This is a genomic window from Megasphaera sp. ASD88 (assembly GCF_002287425.1).
Lineage (GTDB): Bacteria > Bacillota > Negativicutes > Veillonellales > Megasphaeraceae > Megasphaera > Megasphaera stantonii.
Window position 1 is genome coordinate 23,243 of the sequence record NZ_NQXW01000006.1, and the last position, 21,564, is coordinate 44,806.

The 21,564-nt window shown below is 54.9% G+C and carries 17 protein-coding genes, 1 pseudogene and 1 other annotated feature; of the genes and pseudogenes, 15 read left to right on the plus strand and 3 right to left on the minus strand.

The genetic code is table 11. The annotated features are described in order from the left end of the window. The first annotated feature begins 91 nt into the window (after positions 1–91). From CJ260_RS05200 to CJ260_RS05245, 10 genes are all read left to right on the plus strand, one after another. A complete protein-coding gene (locus CJ260_RS05200; protein ID WP_198947402.1) occupies positions 92–1,342 on the plus strand; it encodes a methionine gamma-lyase family protein in 1,251 nt (416 codons plus the stop codon). Further along, positions 1,335–1,895: a ribonuclease M5 gene (gene rnmV / locus CJ260_RS05205; protein WP_095629436.1), complete on the plus strand. Its 561-nt coding sequence runs from the start codon at positions 1,335–1,337 to the stop codon at positions 1,893–1,895. The genes CJ260_RS05200 and rnmV overlap by 8 nt, the downstream gene beginning before the upstream one ends. Further along, positions 1,882–2,748, plus strand: a complete 867-nt coding sequence (gene rsmA, locus CJ260_RS05210; RefSeq protein ID WP_095629437.1) for a 16S rRNA (adenine(1518)-N(6)/adenine(1519)-N(6))-dimethyltransferase RsmA — start codon at positions 1,882–1,884, stop codon at positions 2,746–2,748. The genes rnmV and rsmA overlap by 14 nt, the downstream gene beginning before the upstream one ends. Positions 2,749–2,773: 25 nt before the next feature. After that, complete coding sequence (locus CJ260_RS05215; protein WP_095629438.1) at positions 2,774–3,295, plus strand: gamma carbonic anhydrase family protein; 522 nt, start codon at positions 2,774–2,776, stop codon at positions 3,293–3,295. 3 nt (positions 3,296–3,298) lie between these two features. Next, positions 3,299–4,390: an iron-containing alcohol dehydrogenase family protein gene (locus tag CJ260_RS05220; protein ID WP_095629439.1), complete on the plus strand. Its 1,092-nt coding sequence runs from the start codon at positions 3,299–3,301 to the stop codon at positions 4,388–4,390. Positions 4,391–4,542: 152 nt separating this feature from the next. Beyond that, positions 4,543–6,966: a DUF3656 domain-containing protein gene (locus CJ260_RS05225; protein ID WP_095629440.1), complete on the plus strand. Its 2,424-nt coding sequence runs from the start codon at positions 4,543–4,545 to the stop codon at positions 6,964–6,966. Positions 6,967–6,986: 20 nt separating this feature from the next. Continuing rightward, positions 6,987–9,350 carry an endonuclease MutS2 gene (locus CJ260_RS05230; protein WP_095629441.1) on the plus strand — a complete coding sequence of 788 codons (2,364 nt, stop codon included), beginning with the start codon at positions 6,987–6,989 and terminating at the stop codon, positions 9,348–9,350. Positions 9,351–9,374: 24 nt separating this feature from the next. After that, complete coding sequence (locus tag CJ260_RS05235; RefSeq protein WP_087478275.1) at positions 9,375–9,650, plus strand: metal-sensing transcriptional repressor; 276 nt, start codon at positions 9,375–9,377, stop codon at positions 9,648–9,650. Between the two features lie 194 nt (positions 9,651–9,844). Then, positions 9,845–10,089, plus strand: a binding site (T-box leader). 68 nt (positions 10,090–10,157) lie between these two features. Continuing rightward, complete coding sequence (locus CJ260_RS05240; protein ID WP_095629442.1) at positions 10,158–11,492, plus strand: MFS transporter; 1,335 nt, start codon at positions 10,158–10,160, stop codon at positions 11,490–11,492. Between the two features lie 154 nt (positions 11,493–11,646). Continuing rightward, positions 11,647–13,521 carry a cation-translocating P-type ATPase gene (locus CJ260_RS05245; protein WP_095629443.1) on the plus strand — a complete coding sequence of 625 codons (1,875 nt, stop codon included), beginning with the start codon at positions 11,647–11,649 and terminating at the stop codon, positions 13,519–13,521. 117 nt (positions 13,522–13,638) lie between these two features. Here the strand turns inward: CJ260_RS05245 and CJ260_RS05250 are convergent, their stop codons facing one another. The 3 genes from CJ260_RS05250 to CJ260_RS05260 all read right to left on the minus strand — a co-directional run bounded on the left by CJ260_RS05250 (position 13,639) and on the right by CJ260_RS05260 (position 15,599). Continuing rightward, positions 13,639–14,256: a YrbL family protein gene (locus CJ260_RS05250; RefSeq protein WP_158221368.1), complete on the minus strand. Its 618-nt coding sequence runs from the start codon at positions 14,254–14,256 to the stop codon at positions 13,639–13,641. A gap of 104 nt (positions 14,257–14,360) precedes the next feature. Further along, positions 14,361–15,083 carry an NAD-dependent protein deacylase gene (locus tag CJ260_RS05255; protein ID WP_095629445.1) on the minus strand — a complete coding sequence of 241 codons (723 nt, stop codon included), beginning with the start codon at positions 15,081–15,083 and terminating at the stop codon, positions 14,361–14,363. Positions 15,084–15,098: 15 nt separating this feature from the next. Then, entirely contained in the window at positions 15,099–15,599 is a 501-nt protein-coding gene (locus tag CJ260_RS05260) for an HD domain-containing protein (protein WP_095629446.1), read from the minus strand. Between the two features lie 358 nt (positions 15,600–15,957). Here CJ260_RS05260 and CJ260_RS05265 point away from each other — a divergent pair, with 358 nt between their 5' ends. The 5 genes and pseudogenes from CJ260_RS05265 (at position 15,958) to ylxM (ending at position 21,554) form a co-directional block, all read left to right on the plus strand. Next, positions 15,958–17,358, plus strand: coding sequence for a sodium:alanine symporter family protein (locus CJ260_RS05265; RefSeq protein ID WP_095629447.1), 1,401 nt, complete (start codon positions 15,958–15,960; stop codon positions 17,356–17,358). 262 nt (positions 17,359–17,620) lie between these two features. Continuing rightward, entirely contained in the window at positions 17,621–18,157 is a 537-nt protein-coding gene (gene thiW, locus CJ260_RS05270; RefSeq protein WP_095629448.1) for an energy coupling factor transporter S component ThiW, read from the plus strand. Next, complete coding sequence (thiM, locus tag CJ260_RS05275; protein ID WP_095629449.1) at positions 18,135–18,977, plus strand: hydroxyethylthiazole kinase; 843 nt, start codon at positions 18,135–18,137, stop codon at positions 18,975–18,977. The genes thiW and thiM overlap by 23 nt, the downstream gene beginning before the upstream one ends. 159 nt (positions 18,978–19,136) lie before the next feature. Next, positions 19,137–21,152 (plus strand): annotated as a pseudogene (locus CJ260_RS13400) (molybdopterin-dependent oxidoreductase); the annotation flags it as partial. Between the two features lie 72 nt (positions 21,153–21,224). Beyond that, positions 21,225–21,554 (plus strand): YlxM family DNA-binding protein, encoded by a 330-nt coding sequence (gene ylxM / locus CJ260_RS05285; protein ID WP_095629450.1) that lies wholly within the window; start codon positions 21,225–21,227, stop codon positions 21,552–21,554. Positions 21,555–21,564 lie beyond the last annotated feature (10 nt).

Sequence of the window (21,564 nt, forward strand, 5' to 3'; positions counted from 1 at the left end):
CATATTGTGAGAATAAATTAGAATCGTTCCTGCAAAGAGCAAAGACAGGATGCAGGGAACGCAGCAGGAGAAAGGATCTGAGTTTTTGTCTATCGATTTGGAACATATCAGAAAGCAGGCTATGGCGGCCTGCGCCGCTCAGTTTGAACGGATTGACGCGATTTGCCTGCATAATACGCAGAAGGTACTGCAGGCGTATAGAGAATGCCAGATTTCGTCGTATCAGTTTGCAGGTACGTCCGGATACGGATACAGCGACATGGGACGGGAAAAGCTGGACGAAGTATTCGCTCACGTATTTAAGGCGGAAAAAGCCCTCGTACGGCCCCATTTCGTATCGGGGACCCACGCCCTGGCTACGGTGCTGTGCGCTCTCCTGCAGCACGGCGATACGATGATATCCCTCATCGGCGCGCCGTACGACACGATGCAGAGCGTTATCGGCTATGCCCACGAAACGCCGCATTCCCTGAAGGAAAAGGGCGTCATATATGATGAAGTGCCTTTGAAGGACAACGCCTATGATTTGGAAGGCATCCGGGAAAAAGTAGGGGCGGCGCAGCCGAAGCTGGTGCTGATTCAGCGTTCCCGCGGCTACAGCACGCGGGCGTCCTTGAAGATTTCCGACATCCGCGAAATCATTCAGACCGTCAAAGCCGTAAGCCCGCAGACGATCTGCTTTGTCGACAACTGCTACGGCGAATTCGCCGCCGAAGAAGAACCGATTGAAGCCGGCGCCGATATTATCGCCGGCTCGCTCATCAAAAACCCCGGCGGCGGCATCGCGCCGACAGGCGGCTACATTGCCGGCCGGGAAGATTTGGTCTCGGCGGCGGCAGACTATTTGACAGCGCCGGGACTGGGCGATGAACTTGGCTCCTATGCGGCAGGCTACCGCTTGTTCTTCCAGGGCTTTTTCATGGCTCCCCATGTGACGGCCCAAGCCATTAAAGGAGCCGTCTTCGCGGCAGCCGTCTTCGCCCAGCTGGGATTCAAGGTATCTCCGCTGCCAGAAGAAGAACGGTACGACTTGATTCAGACGATTTACCTGGAAAATGAACAGAACATGTGCCTGTTCTGCCAGGGAATTCAGTCCTTCTCGCCAGTCGACGCCCATGTCACGCCGATTCCCGACGACATGCCCGGCTATGCTGACAAGATCATCATGGCTGCCGGCGATTTCGTACAGGGCTCGTCCATTGAATTATCGGCTGACGGTCCCATTCGCGAGCCCTATATGATTTATCTTCAGGGCGGCATCGTCTTTGAACACAACGTATTGGCCGTCATGAGCGCTGCCAAGTATATCAGCGACCATGCCGAAGGAGAACGGAATGATTAAGGAAGTCCTCGTCGTCGAAGGCCGCTCTGACGTGGCCCGCATTCAGGCCAGCGGCATCGACGCCGACATGATTACGACCGATGGGTTTAACCTGCGCCCGGATACGATCCGGCAGATACAGTATGCCTATAAAAAGCGGGGCATCATCATCCTGACCGACCCGGACAGCGCCGGCGAGCGCATCCGCAAGTATTTGACTGAGCGCTTTCCCGACGCCAAGCATGCCTTCATTCCCCGCAAGGACGCCATCGCCAACGGCGACCTGGGCGTAGAACAGGCGTCGCCCGAAGCGATTCGCCTGGCCTTGGAAAAGACGCGCTGCGCCGTGTACGAGCCGGAAGAACAGTTTACGATGGCCGACGTCGTATTGGCTGATTTGAACGGCTCTCCCGAAGCGGCGGACCGCCGGGCTGCCGTCGGGGCCATTCTTGGCATCGGCTACGGCAATGCCAAGCAATTTTTAAAGCGCCTCAATCACTACGGTGTTACCCGCGCCGAATGGGAAGAGGCCCTCGCCAAGATAGAGGAGGTAGACGACAGTGAAAGACGTTGATTTGTCCAATCCCGACGTAGTACGCTACGTCGTCAATCGCTTCGGCCTGCGCATGAACAAGAAGCTGGGCCAGAATTTTCTCATCCGCCACGCTGTCGTCGACGATATCGCCGCAGCGGCGGAGCTCAAGCCCGGCGATCCCGTGCTGGAAATCGGGCCGGGCATCGGCACCCTGACCCAGGCGCTGGCCGAAACGGGGGCGGCTGTAACCGCCGTTGAGCTGGACGACCACCTGCTGCCCGTATTGGACAAGACGCTGGAGCATTACGATAATGTCCGCGTCGTCCACGGCGATATCATGCGCATCGACATTGCCGAAACGATGAACCATAAGCCTTTTAAGGTCTGCGCTAATCTGCCCTATTACATTACGACGCCGATTATCATGAAGCTCCTCGAGCAGAAGCTTCCCATTGAAAAAATCGTCGTCATGGTGCAGAAAGAGGTTGCCGAACGGATGGTAGCCGCGCCGGGCAGCAAGATATACGGGGCCTTGTCCGTGTCGGTCCAATACTACACGGATCCCCGGATGTTATTTGAAATTTCGCCGAAATGCTTTATGCCTGCTCCGGAGGTTACGTCGGCCGTCGTATCCATGGATGTGCGGCAGACGCCGCCCGTGCAGGTGCAGGACGAAAAACGGTTTTTCCAGGTCGTCAAGACGGCATTTTCCCAGCGCCGCAAGACCTTTTCCAATACCCTTAAATCGGCGGGCTTGTCGAAAGAGCAGATTGCCGGCATATTGGAAGCCAGCCGTATAGACGGCAGCCGCCGCGGCGAAACGATGAGCTTGCAGGAATTTGCCGACGTAGCCGACGCCTGGAGCCATATGGCGGCGGATGAAGGGAAGTAATATTTCTTTGAGGAGGATTCAGACTATGGCACAGATTATTTCGTTCGGCGGACATACGCCGCAGATAGACCCGACGGCATATATTGCCGAATCGGCTGTCATTATTGGCAACGTTACGATTAAAGCCGGCGCGAATATTTGGCCCCACACCGTGATTCGCGGCGACGAAAGCCAGATTATCATCGGTGAAAACGTCAGCATTCAGGACAATTCGACGGTTCACACCTATCCGGCCCTGCCCATGATCATCGGCGACAATACCCTCGTCGGCCACAACGTCATCCTGCACGGCCATTCGATTGGCAAGGGCTGCCTGATCGGCATGGGTTCCATCCTCATGGACGCTACGGAAATCGGCGACGAATCGATCATCGGCGCTGGCACGATGATTACGAAAAAGAAGGTCATTCCGCCCCGTTCCCTCGTATACGGCATGCCGGCCAAGGTAGTCCGCGAGCTGTCGCAGGAAGAAGTCGACGGCGTACAAAGCGAGGTCAAGCTGTATGCTGATTTAGGGGCAGAATACAAGAAGATACAGGGGGAATAAACTATGTTTTCCTATGAGATGCCGACAAAACTATACTTTGGCAAAGGCTGCGTAGCCGAAGCCGGCGACGACGTCAAAGCCTTGGGCAGCAAGGCCCTGCTCGTTACGGGCCGCCGTTCGGCAAAGCAAAACGGCTCCCAGGCTGCCGTCGTATCCCTGCTGGAATCCTTGGGCATCAAAAGGGTCTTGTTTGACGACGTAGAAGCCAATCCGTCTGTCGAAACGGTGCGCAAGGGCGCGGCTTTGGGCCGGCAGGAGGGCGTCGATTTCGTCGTCGGCATCGGCGGAGGCTCGCCTATGGATGCGGCCAAGGTCATTGCCCTGCTGTGTACGAATGAATTGGATGACGCGGCCCTGTTCAGAGGTCCGTATAAAGCGCCGTTGCCGATCGTCGCCGTGCCTACGACGTCGGGTACTGGCAGCGAAGTGACGAAGATCAGCGTGCTGACGAATCACAGCGCCGGCACGAAACAATCGGTCAAGTCGCCGCTCTTATATCCGAAGCTGGCCCTGGCTGACCCGTCTTTTACGATGGAGGTGCCGGAAGCTGTCACGATCGATACGGCTATCGACGCCTTATCCCACGCCATAGAAGGCTATATGGCTAAAGCTTCGACGCCGGTCAGCGACGTGTGGGCCGAAGAAGCCATGCGGTTCCTCGGCGTTCATCTGATGAACCTGCGCGGCCACTTGCCTTACGCTGTCCGCGAAGACCTCATGTACGCCTCGACCTTGGCCGGCATCGTCATTTCTCAGGCCGGCACGACGCTGGTTCACGGCATGGGCTATCCCCTGACCTATTATAAAGGCCTGTCCCACGGCCGGGCCAACGGCCTGCTCCTGCCGCAGTACATGAAGCTCATGGAAGAATCCATGGCCGACAAGGCGGAACGGGTATGGGAAATCCTGGGATTTTCTGACGCCGAAGACTTTGGAGCCTTTATGAAAGACCTCATGCCCGACGCCGTGGAGTTAAGCGCCGAAGACGTTGCGAAATTCACGGCCATGACGATGAAGACAAATTCCGTAAAGGCTACGGCCTATGACGTGACGGCCGGCGTAGTGTCTGATATCTACCAGGCTATACGAAGATAATATATGTAACGATAGGAGAGGGTGATTGCCTGAGAGGCGGGCAATCACTCTTTTTGTGAATGTTTGCTGACAAATAACGTACAGCCTATTTACATAATCTATGATATAATAGCCTATATGTATTACTTGGATTGGCTTGTAAAGGAGGACTCATGGCAGAATTATTAGCGCCGGCAGGTTCGCTGGATCATGTGCTGTCGGCTATTGACGCCGGGGCGGACGCCGTGTATTTAGGCGGCAAGTCGTTTAACGCCCGCAAGTTTGCCCATAACCTTTCCGATGAGGAATTAGCCGAAGCCGTGCGCATTGCCCATGTGTTCGGCGTACGGATATATGTGACCGTCAACATCGTCATGGCCGATAAGGAGCTGAAGGCTCTGACGGGCTATTTGAAATATTTGGATTCTATCGGTGTAGACGGCATCATCGTGCAGGATTTGGCCGTTGCCGCCATAGCCCGCAAGGTCGTGCCCAATCTGCCCCTGCACGGCAGTACGCAGATGACCGTCGCCGATTTGGACGGCGTACGCTTTTTGGAACGACTCGGCTTTACGCAGGCCGTCCTGGCCCGGGAAGTATCCCTTGATGAAATCCGGGAAATATGCAGGCATACGACGATGGCTATCGAAGTGTTTATTCACGGCGCGTCGTGCATGTCCTATTCGGGACAGTGCCTCATGAGCAGCTTTATCGGCGGCCGCAGCGGCAACCGCGGCGCCTGCGCCCAGCCGTGCCGCCTGCCGTACAATTTGACGAAAGACGGCAGCCCCTTGCTGAAGGAGGACGCCTATATCCTGAGTTTGAAGGATTTGAACAGCCTCGAATATATCGACGCACTCATGGACGCCGGCGTGTCTTCCTTTAAAATCGAAGGCCGCATGAAGGGGCTGGGCTATGTCCGTTCCGTCGTGCAGGCTTACCGCCGCGTCATGGACAGCCATTGCCGCTCGGCTCAGGAGCGAAAACATGCTATGGCTGACGCTGTACAGCTGACGGCGGAAAGCTTTAACCGTACGTATCAGCACGATTTCCTCGCCGGAACGGTAGGCCGCCATACCCTTACCGAGCAGAGTGGTGGCAATCAGGGCCGGCGCGTCGGTATGGCCTCGGCGTATAGGGATAACGTCGTCGACGCCGTATTGGACGAGCCGCTGGCTGCCGGCGATATGATCAAAATCGTCGCGCCTGACGGACGGGAATGTATCGATGAAGTCCGCTCTGCCGTCGGTACGTTTTCCAATAAGAAGCAATTTGTCCTGGAAATGCGCCGCAGCGATTTGCTGACCGGCGCCATATACCGGCTGGCCCGCAAGGAAGACCGGCAGAGCCATGCCGAAGGGCTGCAGCGGCGCATCGCCTTGTACTGCCACGTCGATGCAGACGGCGAAGGGCGGCTGCGGCTGACAGGCTGGGATGAAGCAGGTCATACGGCGGACGTCGTATCGGACTATGTCGTGCAGAAGGCTAAAAAGCGTCCAGCCACGGCTGAATGGGTGAAGAGCCAGCTCGATCGCCTCGGCGATACGCCTTTTATGCTGGCCGACGCTGGGATTTGGGATGAATCGTATATGATTCCGGCCAGCGTGCTCAACGAGCTGCGCCGCCAATGTGCCGACAAGCTGACCGAAGATATTCTGGCGGAGTACGTCCGCCCGTCGGCCGGGACGCCGTCTGACGACTGCTTTGTCCAAGCCTCAGGCAATGGGCAGCCCATACCCTTATCCATAGCCGTCCGCTGCGATTCCATAGACGCCGTCCAGGCTGCCGCAGACAGCGGCGCCGACCGGGTGATTTTCGGCGGTGAATCGTACCATCACCATTCGTTTTCTGCCGCCCAATGGCTGGAAGCCGTCCGCATTGCTCATGAACGGGGCGTTTCCTTGTGGGCGGCGACGCCCCGCGTCGTGTCGCAGCGGCACAACGGGTTGGTGCGGCGTGAGCTGGAACAGGCCCTGCAGAGCGGCGTTGACGGCGTGTACGCCGGTTCTATGAGCGTGTTTTCCATGCTGCGGGATATGGAGGCCCATATACCCGTATATGCCGATTGGCCGTTAAATATATTCAACAGCGCGGCGGCAGGCGAATACGTGCGGCTGGGCTGCGCCGGCATTACCGTGTCTGCCGAAGCGACGCTGCGGCAGATAGGGAAGATAGCCGAAGCTGTCCGCTGCCCCGTCGAAGCCGTTGCAGCAGGACGGCTGGAAATGATGATTACCGAATCGTGCGCCGTCGCGGCCTTCGCCGGAACGGGCCGCAAGACCGGCTGTTCCGCTCCCTGCATGAAAGGCGGCTTTGCCTTGGAAGACCGGCGGAATGAACAATTTCCCGTCGTGACGGACCAGTATTGCCGCAGCCATATCCTGAACAGCAAAGAGCTGGATATGGTTCCCTATTTCAACGAGCTGAAGCGGGCCGGCATTTCTGTACTGCGCATTGAAGGACGGGGATGCTCTCCCGAATGGATAGGCCGCACGACGAAGCAGTATGTTCGTCTCCGCGACGGCTTGGAAACGATGGTCTTCGGCAAGGAAGACCGCGGCGTTACGCGAGGCCATTTTTTCCGCGGTATTTTATAAATCAGGAGTAACAAAAATAGATGAATAAACGAAGTTTGCGTATTCTCGGCTTTTATCAAGTACAAAACATGCTCGTACGCCTCGCGCCGTCGCGCATGTCCAAGGAGATTGCCCGCCGGCTCAAGCCGGTATGTGAGGCAGAGGAAGTAGCCCGGAGCCTGAACGATACGGAAGAAGCCTATCGCTGTCTGCAGAGCGAGGCGTCCGTACCGATGGGGGGCATCGTCGACATCCGTCCGGCCTTGGAAAAGGCCCGGCGCGACGTGACGCTCGAAGGGCAGGACTGTATCGATATTTGGAACAACGTCCGGCGGTACGGCGACATCCGCCAGTATTTCATGGATAAGGGGGAGGAATATCCCCAGCTGGCAGAGAAAGCCGAAGGTATCGGCGATTTTTCCCTTATTTCTCATAAAATGGCCGGCGTGTTCGACCAAAATCACCAGATTCGCGACAACGCGTCGCCGGAGCTCATGCGCCTGCGAAACCGCATCGTCGAGCTGGAACGGCAGACGAAGCGGTATGTAACGGGCGTGCTGCAGAATAAAGAATATCAAAAGTATTTCCAGGACGCCCTGGTAACGGTCCGCAACAACCGCTACGTCGTGCCTATCAAGCAGGAATACCGCCATGCCTTTCCGGGCATCGTCCACGACACGTCGGCCAGCGGCTCGACGCTGTACATCGAACCCTTGGCTATCGTCAACGCCAACAACGACTTGCAGGCTGCACGCATCGGCGAGACAAAGGAAATCGAGCGTATTTTCCGCCGCCTGACAGCCCTTGTGAGCGGCCAGTATGACGACCTCATGGACAGTACGAAATGCGTCGCCACACTGGAATTCACCTTTGCCAAGGCGCAGCTGGCCCAGCAGATGAAGGCCTGCCGGCCGGCCGTTTCGCCGAAGGGAATCGTCCGCCTCGTCCAGGCCCGTCATCCTCTCATCGACGCGAAGGCCGTCGTGCCAAATACGATCATTCTCGGCGGTGAATACCGCATTCTCCTCATTACGGGCTCCAATACGGGCGGCAAGACCGTCTCGATGAAAACGCTGGGGCTGCTGGTCCTCATGCATCAGGCTGGTCTGTTCATCCCTGTGGGCGAAGATTCGGAGCTGCCCATTTTCCGCGACGTCTTTTCCGATATTGGCGACGAACAGGATATTTCCCAGAACCTCAGTACCTTCTCCAGCCATATGAAGCAAATCGTCTACATCCTGCGCCACTGCACGGCCGACGACCTCATTCTGGCCGACGAACTGGGCTCCGGCACGGACCCGGCCGAGGGGAGTGCTATCGCCATCGCCGTACTGGACGCCTTGTATCGGAAAGGGGCGTACGTCATGGTGACGACCCATTACAACGACTTGAAAAACTACGCTTACAATACGCCGGGCATTGAAAACGGCCACGTAGAATTCGACGAAGAAACGCTGCGGCCGACATATAAGCTGCGCATCGGTGCCGCCGGCAGCAGCCATGCCTTCAGCATCAGCGAGCGCCTCGGCATGCCGGCGGAGATACTGGCTAAGGCGAAAGAGCTCCGCAGCAAGGCCCAGGACGTCGATATGGAAGCTATTTTAACCAAGCTCAACAGCCAGTCCAAGCGCATGGACGAAGAGCAGGCCGAGCTGGAACAGAAGCTGGCTGACGTGCGCCGCATAGAAGACGAGCTGCGCCGGGAAAAGGAAAAGGTATCGGCCAAGCGGCAGGATATTATCGACTCGAGCCGCCGCGAAGCCTTTGATTTGAAGCGCAATCTCCGCGTCGAAGCGGAACGGATCATCCGCAAGCTCAAGCAGCAGTCCAAGGACAGCTCCGACAAGGAAAAGGCCAAGGCTATCGACCAGGCCCGCCGGGCGATTCAGCAGATTTCCCTGCCCGATAAGGAAAAGCCGCGCCGCGATCCTGTCGACCCGTCGCAGCTTGAAGTAGGCCAAAGTGTATTTATCAATTCCCTGGACGGACTGGGTACGGTCACGGAAATCAACGGCAAGAAGCTGACCGTATCGGTCCGGGGCATGACGGTTCGCGTCAAGCTGCAGGATGTCAGCGCCCCCTATCTGGATGAAATCAAGAGGGAAGAGCAGGCGGAACGCAAGGCCAGCGCTTCGTCTTCCTTCCGGCCTATCCGCACGGCCAGCGTTGCAACGGAGCTCAATATCATCGGCAAGACTTATCAGGAAGCGCTGCCGGACGTGGAAAAATTCCTGGATCAGGCCTTGGCTGCCGGATTCAGCCCGGTGCGCATTATCCACGGCAAGGGAAGCGGCGCCCTGCGCCGTCAAATCCACGAGTTTTTAGACGGCCAGCCCTTCGTCAAGAAGTACGCCCTCGACGACGTAGAAGGCGGCGGCGCCGGCGTAACGCTCGTATATTTTTAGTCAGCACATAAGGGGGAATGCTACATGAAACAATGCATGGATGCAGAGAATTTGCACCGCCGGCTGAAGAAGATCATCGGCCAGGTACAGGCTATCGACCGCATGATCGACGAAGATATTCCATGCGAAGATATCCTGTCGCAGATTAATGCGGCGAAATCGGCCCTGCATAAGTGCGGACAGGTTATTTTAGAAGGTCACATCCGCCATTGCGTCCGCGACGGCATTGCCCACGGCGACCCGGACAAGACCATCGAAAAGTTTACGAAAGCCGTCGAACGGTTTGCTAATATTAAATAAAAAGTACATGAAAAGCCGCAGCGGAGCCCGTGTCCAGTAAGGGCCTTTGCCGCGGCTTTCTTTATTATTTAAACGATTAACTTAAAATAGGCAAGATAAATAAAACGATTAACCTAAAAGTTTACTGAAAAATTTCAAAAAACTGCTTGCCAAAGGCCATGAGTTGTGGTAATATGCATACATCAAGTCAAAATAAAAATGCGTTGAAGAGAAATAGTAAGTTCCAGAAAGTTTGCAGAGAGCCGCTGGCTGGTGGGAAGCGGCAACGGAATGGAAGTGAACTCGTCTCTAAGCAGCTCCCTGAACATTGCAGTAGGCGGAGCCGGGGCCTGGCCGTTAACAGACAGGAGGGTATCGACACATTGTCCGTACCTGCTGAGGGCATGCCGTATGGCGTGAATTAGAGTGGTAACGCGTGAGTAAATCTTTCGTCTCTTGTGAGATGAAAGATTTTTTTATTTTGAGTTGTACTATAGGAAGAACAGAGAGTTTGAAGGAGATGGTAGTATGACAAACGAAACGAAGATTCCAAACACGCGATGGTGGCGCATTTTGCCGGCGACAGTGCTGGTATATATTGTGGCCAACATCGACCGTGCCAATATTTCCTTTGCCATGGCCGGCGGTATGATGGAAGATTTGGGGCTTGACGCTGTGGCGATTGGCATGGCAATCGGCATTTTCTTCTGGGGGTATTTGCTCCTGCAGGTTCCGGGCGGCCATTTGGCGGAACGGAAGAGCGCCAAGCATTTCATTGCGGCCATGATCGTCATTTGGGGCGGCTGCGCGACGATTTGCGGATTTATCAGCACGTCCTTTGAATTCAACGTCGTGCGCTTTATTTTGGGCATCGCTGAAGGCGGTATTTTTCCGGCGATTTTAGTCATTATTTCTCATTGGTTCCCGCCGGCGGAACGAGCCCGCGCCAATTCGATTTTCTTGCTGAGCTTCCCCTTATCGGCTATTATTTCCGGCCCCATTTCGGGCTGGCTCATCGCGACCTGGGGCTGGCGTGAAATGTTCATCATCGAAGGCGTAGCTTCCATCGCCTTGATTTTCTTGTGGATGCCCCTCATCGCCGACCGTCCGAGCAAGGCGAAATGGCTGAGCGCAGAAGAATGCAACTGGATTGAAAGTGAACTGGCTGCCGAAGCGGCCGCGAAAAAAGCCGCTGCCGCCACGAATAAGAGCGCGACGAAGACGAGCTACAGAGAATTGGTCTTCGATATTAACTTGTGGAAAATGGTTGCCGTATACTTCCTCATTTGCTGCGCCTTCTACGTATTGAGCTTCTGGCTGCCGACGATTATCAAGGATATCCTGAAAGCTGATATCGGTATGGTTGGCTGGCTGTCGGCGCTGCCGAACATCGCCGCTGCCCTGGGCATCGTCTTCTTCGGCCGCATGGCTGATAAGAGCCAGAACCGCCGCAAGTACTGCATCATTCCGTACGTCTGCGTCGGCCTGTGCATCATCGCTTCCGTATTTACGGCGTCCTATTCGGGTTGGCTGTCCTTTGCCTTCCTGTGCCTCTGCGGTTTCTTCTGGCTGTCGGGCCATCCCGTATTGTGGACTATCGTCGCCGAAACCTTCCAGCCCGAAGTGGCCGGCGGTGCCCGCGGAGCCATCAACGCCCTGGGCAATTTGAGCGGCTTCTTCGCTCCCATGCTGCTGGGCTACATGATTCAGAACTACAGCCGCGATGCCGGCATGTACATCTTTGCCGTATTGGTATTCCTGGCTGCCGTCATCGTATGGTCCATGCCTAAAAATGCCGAAACAAAAGCTGCCGTAGAAAAGACGAGAGAACACGTAGCGGCGACGACGAACGCCCACGCGTAAACTTGTTGTCAGAAAACCATAAGAGATAGCGTGAAGGAGAGATTCCGACGCGCTGTCTCTTTTTTATTTTACTTGACTGCCTATACCCCTATATGTATAATGAACACATAAAAGATATACATATAGGGGTATACCTATTTAGGAGGGATATGATATGGTTGAGCGACTCGAATGGTTTTTGGAATTAGGCGGTATGAAAAAGGATATTGTTTTGCTGGTTATATCGGGGATTGCCCTGGTTGTCAGCATTTTTGATCTATGGTCCCTGCCCTTTGAGCCGGCATGGGTGGCTATCGTACTGTGCGGCGTGCCGATTATCTTAGAGGCCTGTATTGGGCTGATTACGAAATTTGACATTAAAGCCGACGTACTCGTATCGATTGCCTTAGTCGCGGCAGTTATCATCGGCGAAGATTTTGCCGCTGGTGAAGTTGCCTTCATCATGCAGCTCGGCGCGCTGCTGGAAGAAATGACCGTCTCCAAAGCCCGGGCTGGAATTGAAAAGCTCGTCCGCTTGACGCCGCAGACGGCCCGGGTGCTGCGCGGCGGCAGGGAAGAACTCATCGAAGCCAGTCATGTACAGGTCGGCGATATCCTGCGCGTGATTCCCGGCGAAACGATTCCCGTCGATGGAGTCATCCTGTCCGGCCAGACGTCAGTGAACCAGGCCGTCATGACCGGCGAATCCCTGCCGGTAGATAAAAAAGCCGGCGATACTGTGGCGAGCGGTACGGTAAACCAATTCGGCGCTTTTACGATGGAAGCGAAGAAGGTCGGCGAAGACAGCTCTATTCAGCGCATGATCCGTCTCGTCCAGTCGGCTGACGCCGGAAAGGCCAAGATCGTCGGCATCGCTGACCGCTGGGCGACATGGATTGTCGTCGCCGCGTTGTCGGCTGCCGCTGCAACCTGGTTTGTTACTGGGGAAATAATCCGTTCCGTTACGATTCTCGTCGTATTTTGTCCCTGCGCCCTTGTATTGGCTACGCCGACAGCTATTATGGCCGGTATCGGCAACGTGACGAAGCACGGGTTCCTCGTCCGCGAAGGCGATGCCCTGGAACGTCTGGCCGGCGTATCGAAAATAGCCTTTGATAAGACCGGCACCTTGACGTATGGAATGCCGCAGGTGACAGCTGTCTGGGCGGCAGGAACGGCTATTGGCAAAGAACAGCTGTACCGGCTGGCAGCTGCAGCGGAAGCGTCGTCGGAACATCCCTTGGGCAAAGCCGTCGTGCGGGGATTCCAGCAGCTTTACGGCACAGCCTTGCCGAGGGCGGAGCAGTTTCACATGATTGTCGGCTCCGGCGTAACGGCCTGCATAGAGGAAAAAAAGGTTTGTGCTGGTAATGAATCCCTGATGGAAGCGGTTGGCGCTGTCCTATCGAAAGAAGCAAAAGATAGGGCCGAAGAGCATATTGCCCAAGGCAGTACGGTCATATACGTTGCCGTTGACTCCGCATTTGCCGGTTTCTTGGCCCTGACCGATACGGTGCGCAGGGAAAGTGCAGCCATGATGCAGGATTTAACAAGATTAGGCGTACAGCCGGTGCTGCTGACTGGGGACAATGAAAACGCCGCGAAGGCCATCGCGTCCCAGCTAGGGATTCAGGACGTACATGCCCAATGCCTGCCGGAAGACAAGCTCCGTCATATTCGGGATTACCAAAACAGGCAGGAACGCATCTGCATGATTGGCGACGGCATCAACGACGCGCCGTCCCTGAAACAGTCCGATGTAGGCATCGCTATGGGCGGCATTGGCAGCGACATCGCCATCGACGCCGCCGATATCGTCCTCGTAGACGATGAAGTCAAAGAACTGCCCCATTTAGTGGCCTTATCGAAACGGATGATGTTTACGATTAAATGCAACCTGACCTTTTCCATGACCCTGAATTTCATTGCCGTCGCCTTAGCCATGGTCGGCATATTAAACCCCGTCGTCGGCGCCCTAGTGCACAATGCCGGCTCGGTTATAGTCATCGTCAACTCGGCCTTTTTGCTGAAATGGAATTACAACTCATAATAATGCGTGCGTATGCATAAAAGAAGGAGACAGCCGAAGAGGACATGTCTCCTTTATCTTTGCTGCCAAACAGATATGATAAAAGAACTGCGGAAAAGTGCATTAGCTCTTAATTTATCATTTTATTGCCTGGATAAGTGGAAGTATGGCGGGATCGGAATAGTTACGTTCCAAATGCTGTATGAATCGATTCCAGTGGCGGATAATTTTAGCCTTTGCAATGGAACTAAAATAATATTCTAGTGGAATCAGTGCTGGGCTGCCCATGTCGTTGATGACTCTGAGACGATAATTGGATTCCCCCCTCCATTGGACAAGAATGTTTGTGGGAAAAATATCCATCGTAATGATTTCATTTTCAATTAAGTCTGTTTTTAATTTTTGAAGTTCTTCTATTAACATGGATACATTGGAATTTAATAATGTTGGATCCTGCAAATAGTCTGTTAAAGTTTTGCATTGGCCTCCATTAATATCCTGAATGAACTCATATACATGCCCTGTGCCTAGGTTGGTTTCTATAGGCCCATAATAGGCCGGCAGGATATCATAATTTTTATTTTTGCGTTTCAGGACTTTTAGATACTTAATTTCTCTATCTAAATCCTTTTGTCCCTCGTCACTGTAGGCCATTTTTATGCATAAGCCGGGATCATGGGGATGGCGATAGCATTTTTTGTGATACCCTTTGCCGATAAATAAATCGTCCGTTAACGTGATTATTGTGGTTTCCATAGATATATCTCCTGATTGATCATTAAGTGATAAAAGAGGTATTTGAAACAGCGAAAAAGGGCTGTTGCACATAATCAGAAGTGTAACAGCCCCTTGTCTTTTGCTTATACAGTAATGCGGCTGAATACTTCGCCAATAGGCTCGTTGATGACTAAATCGGCCGACTTATCCATATCCGTCGCTGATTTGTTGATGAGGACCAGCTTATGGCCTCCGTAGTAGCGGACCAGGCCGGCTGCCGGATAGACGACGAGGGATGTGCCGCCGATGATGAGCATGTCGGCATGGCTGATATAGTACAGGGACTGTTCGATGACGTCGTTGTCCAGTCCTTCTTCATACAGGACGACGTCGGGCTTAATGGGGCCGCCGCAGGCATCGCACTTCGGCACGCCCTCGCTGTGGAGCATGTATTCGGCGTCAAAGAATTTATGGCAGCGCTGGCAGAAATTGCGGTGCACGCTGCCGTGCAGTTCGAGGACGTTTTTGCTGCCGGCTTTTTGATGGAGGCCGTCGATGTTCTGCGTGACGATGGCTTTCAGCTTGCCGGCCTGTTCCAATTCGGCCAATTTTATATGGGCGGCGTTGGGCTGGGCGTCCAGGCAAAGCATCTTGTCGCGATAAAACCGGTAAAATTCTTCGGGCTGGCTGACGTAAAAGGAATGGCTCAAGATCGTTTCAGGCGGGTACTTATATTTCTGATTATATAAGCCGTCGACGCTGCGGAAATCGGGAATGCCGCTTTCCGTCGATACGCCGGCGCCACCGAAGAATACGATATTATCCGAATGTTGGACCATATCAATGAACTTGTCTACGTTGGTCATGGAAAACTCCTCCTTTTATATATCCTGTATATCAAATGTTTGTCGCAGCAGCCGAATGCCGCTTTCTGTACGGAAAACCTTGCGGCAGAACGTGCGGATCGCATCTTTGGGCAGGTTGTCTTCGTAGGCGTTGACGAGGAAGTCTGCTTCCAGCAGGATTTGATAATCCATGCCGTCTACGCCGTCGTACGTATGGTGATGGGCGATGAGGTAGCAGACGCGGTCGATGCGCCCTTCACCGCAGCCTAAAGACGAGAGGATACGCCGCGCCGGCGCCGGTCCTTCGAGCTCCTGGTATTTGCCGCTGGAGCTGCCGTACTTTTCTTCGGCGGCGTGGATGCCGATGTCATGGAGGATTGCCGCCGCGGCGAGCGTTTCCTGCACGTCGTCCGGGAGGCCTTCCAAGCGGCCGATCGTGTCGGCATAGGCGTAAACCTTGAGGAAATGGTGGATGCGCCGGGCGTCGCCTCGGTCGAAGGCAATGGCTTGCGCAATGAGATTTGGCAGTAAGGACATATATAATCACCTTTCTTTCTTTTTTTATTATACTACAGGGCTGAAGTAAAGAAAATAAATGGAACCGCACTTTGGAAACTATAAATTACGAAGGCGGTCATAAACTTACAAGTTTTCAGCCTCTTGTCCGCTTGTATAGGATATGCAATACGCAATGGAAAAGCATCGCACATATCAATTTGATATAGGTTATTCTTGTATAATTATTGACAATCATCGTAAAACGTATTACGATTTTTGTATAGTGAAAAAAGATTTTATTATTTGATTGACCAGGCCGTACTGTCCTATCGTCTGCACTCCCGGGATAGACAAGATGCGCCGAGATGTCAAAGAGAAAGGAAGTGCGAGACGCAGTATGGATTTATTATTAGCCTTAGATGACTTTATGTACTATCCCGTGCTGATTGTCGTCCTCAGCGTAGCCGGCTTGATTTTTTCGGCCAAGACGGGACTCGTTCAGATTCGCATGTTCGGCGAAAGCGTGCGCGTCGTCATGGAAGCGCCTGTGGAAAAGGGAGCTATTTCCTCCTTCCAGGCCCTCATGATTTCTACAGCTTCCCGCGTCGGTACGGGCAACATCATCGGCGTATCGACGGCCGTCTGCCTGGGCGGTCCGGGATCGGTATTCTGGATGTGGCTGCTGGCCTTTATCGGCGGCGCCAGTGCCTTTATTGAAAGTACCTTGGCCCAGGTGTACAAGCGGCGCGACAGCCAGGGCGGAAGCTACGGCGGCCCGGCGTACTATATCGAAACGGCCATGCATAACCGCACCTTAGGCGTCATCTTCGCCGTCTTTTTGATTCTGACCTATGCCGGCGGCTTCAACATGCTGGCTTCGTACAACCTCCAGTCTACCTTTGCCGTATACGGCTTTTATGACCAGACGTCGACGCCGTGGATTCTCGGCGCCATTATCGCCCTTCTCGTCGGCTACTGCGTCATGGGCGGCGGCAAGCGCATCGTCAAGGTGACGTCGGTCATGGTTCCCGTCATGGGCGCGATTTATATTTTAGCGGCCTTGTTTGTCGTATTGTTCCATATCAGTGAAATTCCCCGCGTATTTGCCATGATCTTTGCCGACGCTTTTGACTTTGAAGCGATTCTGGGCGGCGTCGCCGGTTCGTGCATGATTTACGGTATCAAGCGTGGCCTGTTCTCCAACGAAGCCGGTATCGGCTCGGCTCCGAACGCCGCTGCGTCGGCTCACGTCAGCCATCCCGTAAAGCAGGGCTTGGTACAGATGCTGTCCGTCTTCATCGACACGATGCTCGTCTGCAGCGCGACGGCTTTCCTCGGCCTGTGCTCCGGCGTGCCCATTACGGAAGAAGCGGCCGGTGCCGTATACATTCAGCAGGCCGCCACTGCGGCATACGGCAGCTTCGGCCCGATGCTGATTACCTTCAGCATGGTATTATTTGCTTTTACGACGCTCATCGGCAACCTGTTCTACGTCGATAACTGCATCAACTTCATCCACCGCGGCGAACCGACTAAGCAGTTCATGACGGCCTTCCGCGCCGTCTGCGTCGTCGCCATCTTCGTCGGCGCCGGCATGTCTATGGCCGCCGTATGGGCTATTGCTGATATTCTCATGGGCTTCATGTGCCTTATCAACATCCCGGCCTGCCTCATTTTGGGCAACGTCGCCGTCAAAGCCTTGAAGGATTACCAGCGCCAGCGCGCCGAAGGCAAGAATCCGGTCTTCAAAGCCGAATCCATCGGCCTTAACCTGTCGGAAGTGGAATTCTGGAAATAAAAGAGAATCTGTGCATATAGAATTGACATCTCCCTCGATTTTGCTATACTAAGACTTGAGATTGAGGGGGAGCGCCCTGAGTCTTTTTTCAATACATAGCGAGGGAACCCGTGTTTCGGGGTGAGAGGGTACTAGGGAGTACCGACCGATGCCTTGGCGTCTGCAGGCGGGAGCCGTGTATTTAAGCTGCAATCATAAAAACTTCGCTCCTCGTGTTGCCGCAGATATGCCGGGAATACACTAAAGGGAGTGAAGTTTTTTTATGGAAAAAGATAAAAAAGTGCTGCGGCTGGTGCTGCTGGCTATGCTGATTGGTCTGGGCGTTGTCATTTCGCCGATTCTGCGTATTGAAGGCATGTGCCCCATGGCGCATTTGATCAATATCGTCTGCGCCGTTCTCATGGGACCGTGGTATGCCCTGCTGTGCGCGACTCTCATCGGCATTATCCGCATGACGATCATGGGAATTCCGCCGCTGGCGCTGACCGGCGCCGTTTTTGGCGCCGTCCTGTCGGGCTTGCTGTACCGGGCGTCGAAGGGCAAGATTATCGGCGCCGTCATCGGTGAAATCATCGGCACGGGCATTATCGGCGCTGTCGTGTCTTACCCGGTTATGGAAATCTTCTACGGCCGTACGGGCCTGTCGTGGATGTACTACGTGCCCATGTTCATCAGCGGGACCCTCATCGGCGGTTCCATCGCCTTTTGCCTGCTCATGGCCTTGTCCCGCAGCGGCACGCTCCGCGAATTCCAGCAGAAATTAGGTATTCAGGTATATGAAAATGGAAAACGAAAATAATCTGTATGAGTCCTTTGCGTCTATCCTTCGCCATGTTGAAGAGACGAAGCCGCTCATTCACTGCATTACCCATCCCATTACGATGAACGACTGCGCCAATTTGGTTCTGGCCGTCGGGGCCAGTCCCAACATGGCGTCTCACCCGGAGGAAGCGGCGGAATTCGTGTCGCTGGCTTCCGTACTGGCCGTGAACTTGGGAAATATTGCCGACGACCGCATGGAAGGCATGCAGCGGGCAGCAGCGCGGGCCAACGAGCTGGGCATACCCATCCTCATCGACGCCGTAGGCGTATCGTGCAGTACCCTGCGCCGCCGCTTTGCCCATGACTTTATCGAGACATATCATCCGGCCGTCATCAAGGGAAACAGCTCGGAAATCCGCGCTCTCTGCGGGTTAGACTCTCATGGCTCGGGCGTCGACGCCGGCGCGGCCGATGCCGTGACGGCAGATACCTTTGCCGCAGCGGCTGAAGAATTCGGCGCTTATGCGGCGGCCCATCGGGCTGTCGTATTGGCCAGCGGTCCTGTCGACGTCGTAACCGATGGAACGCAAGCCTGCGGCATTGCCAACGGCACGCCGGTCCTGGCGAAGCTGACAGGCACAGGCTGCATGCTCGGCGTACTGACGGCGGTGTACATGTCGGCCCGCAAGCCGTGGCACGCTGCGGTGCTGGCTGCAGCGGCTATGGGCATTGCCGGCGAGCAGGCGGCAGCGGAATCCAAGGGCATGGGCAGCTTCCATATCGGCCTTTTTGACGCCATATCGAATGTGACGCTGGCTGACATATGGAAAGAAAAACGATTTCTTCTAATACAATAATATATGTACATAAAAGGCGTTCTCTCGGCAGAACGCTTTTTGCGTATACAGAAGGTTCGTTGATTTTGACAAACATACATCTGTTTTATACAATGCGGATATAGACTAGTGCATACGAGGTGAGACTATGGAAATCTGCAAAACCGTTTGTCCTTATGATTGTCCCGATGCCTGCGGGCTGTTGGCTTACAGAGATAAGGGAGTCGTCGTCAAGGTGGCCGGTAATCCTGAGCATCCCTTTACCCGGGGCATGCTGTGCCCGAAAATGGCTCATTACGAGCGGACAGTGTATTCTCCCAGGCGGCTGCTGACGCCGCTGCGCCGGACCGGTCCAAAGGGCTCCGGTCAATTTGAGCCGGTGTCCTGGGACGAGGCGCTGCGAAACATTGCCGAAAGGTGGCGGCACATACTAAATGTATACGGCGGTGAAGCCATATTGCCCTATTCTTTTTCCGGCACGATGGGCATGGTCCAGCATAATGCATACCACGGCCTATTTTATCGGCTCGGCGCGTCTGAGCTGGAACGGACGATTTGCTCGGCCGCTAAGAACTACGGATGGAACTGCGTCATGGGACATACGCTGCGCATGAGGCCTCAGGAAGCGCAGCACAGCGATTTCATCATCCTTTGGGGCATCAGTATGTTGTCGACGAACCTCCATTTTCTCAAAGATGTGCGGGAAGCGAAGAAGCGGGGTGCTCAGGTCTGGTGCATTGATACGTACGCTACCGAGACGGCGCGGCGGGCCGACCGGTTTATCCAGACCGGCCGGGCAGCGACGGGGCCTTGGCTTTGGGCGTCCTGCATTGTCTCCGGCGGGACGGCCTGTGCGACGAGGCGTTTATCCATGCATACGTGCAGGGCTGGACGGAGCTGCAGAGGGACGTGCTGCCGAAGTATACGCCGGCCTATGTGCAGGACGCGACAGGCGTTCCGGCAGCTGTCGTGGAAGAGCTGGCCGCGGCTTACGGCAGAGCGAAGGCTCCCTTTATTCGCCTCGGCGCGGGATTGTCGCGCTATACGAACGGAGCCATGACCGTGCGGCTCATCGCTTGTCTGCCTGCTGCCAGCGGCGCATGGCAATATACGGGCGGCGGCCTGATGATGTCGACGTCGTGCAGTACGGCCTTCGACCAGTCCGTCGTGACAAAGGACGAGTGGAAAAAGCCGGTACGGCGTGTTAATATGTGTGAAATCGGCTCGACCCTGCTGCAGACAGAGCGGCCCATCCGCAGCCTTTTTGTCTATTCATCCAATCCGGCCTGCACGGCTCCTGACCAAAATCAAGTCATCGCCGGATTGTCCCGGGAAGATTTGTTTACCGTCGTCCACGAACGGTTCCTGACCGATACGGCCCGCTACGCTGACATCATCTTGCCGGCGACGACGTCGCTGGAGCATGACGACCTCTATTATTCATACGGCAGCTACGTCGTCGGACGAGGAAAGGCCGTCATCGAACCCTTAGGGCAATGCCGGTCCAACTGGCGCGTGGCCTGCGATTTGGCGAAAGCAATGGGAATAGACGATCCGTTTTTCCATCAAAGTGAAGACGATCTCGTCGAGGCGCTTATCGATTCGACGAGTTCCTGGCCCGTTCCCGTCGACAGGAACGCCCTGCGCCGCGGCGACCCCGTCGAGCTGGGACTGCCGGAGGGGTACAAGCTGACCTTCGGTACGCCGTCGGGAAAAATCGAAATCAAGAACGACGGGGAGACGCCGGCGATGCCCGATTATTTCCCTGCCTGTGAGGAAGAGGGCGACTATTACTTTACCAACGGTACGGACCCGCGCGTATTGGATTCGTCCTTCAACGAACGGGACGAATTGACCCGTTCTCGCACGATGGTATTATTCATGCATCCCGATGACGCAGCCCGGCAGGGATTCGGCGACGGCGAGAAGGTCGTCGCTTGGAACAGCCGGGGCGAAGCCCTATTTACCCTCCATATAACGAACCGGACGGCTCCAGGGCAGGTCGTATCGGAAGGCCTGTGGTGGATTGAGCGCTGCCCGGGCGACCGGTCGGTCAACGCCCTGACGTCGCAGCGCCTGAGCGATAAAGGACGGGGAAGCACTTTTTATAATGTCCGGGTCAACGTGAAAAAGGCGCAGCAGGCAGTCCCAGCATTGGGACAGCATAAAACTGCCGATAAAATCACATCTGACAAGTAAAACTACTTGACAGGCATCTCCTTTTTATGTATACTATCACAGTACGCTGAATGCGGAGGCGGTGACAACATGCTGGAAGATGTAGTGCGCAAGGGACGGCTCCTTGATATATACGGGCCTCTTTTGACGGAGCGGCAGCGGCGCTGTATGGAAATGTATTTTGAAATGGACTTGTCGCTGACAGAAATCGGCGAAGAGCTGAACATTTCCAGACAAGGCGCGTACGACATGCTGCGCCGGGCATCGCGTTCGCTGGAAGAATATGAAGAACGGCTTCACCTGCTGGCCCGGAACGACGCGGCCCGGGAAAAGCTGGAACAGGCCGCAGCCTTGCTGGAGCAGGGGACGGCCGAGCAGATTGAACAAGCTGCGCATATATTGAAAGAAATCGAGCTATAAAGGAGGCTTT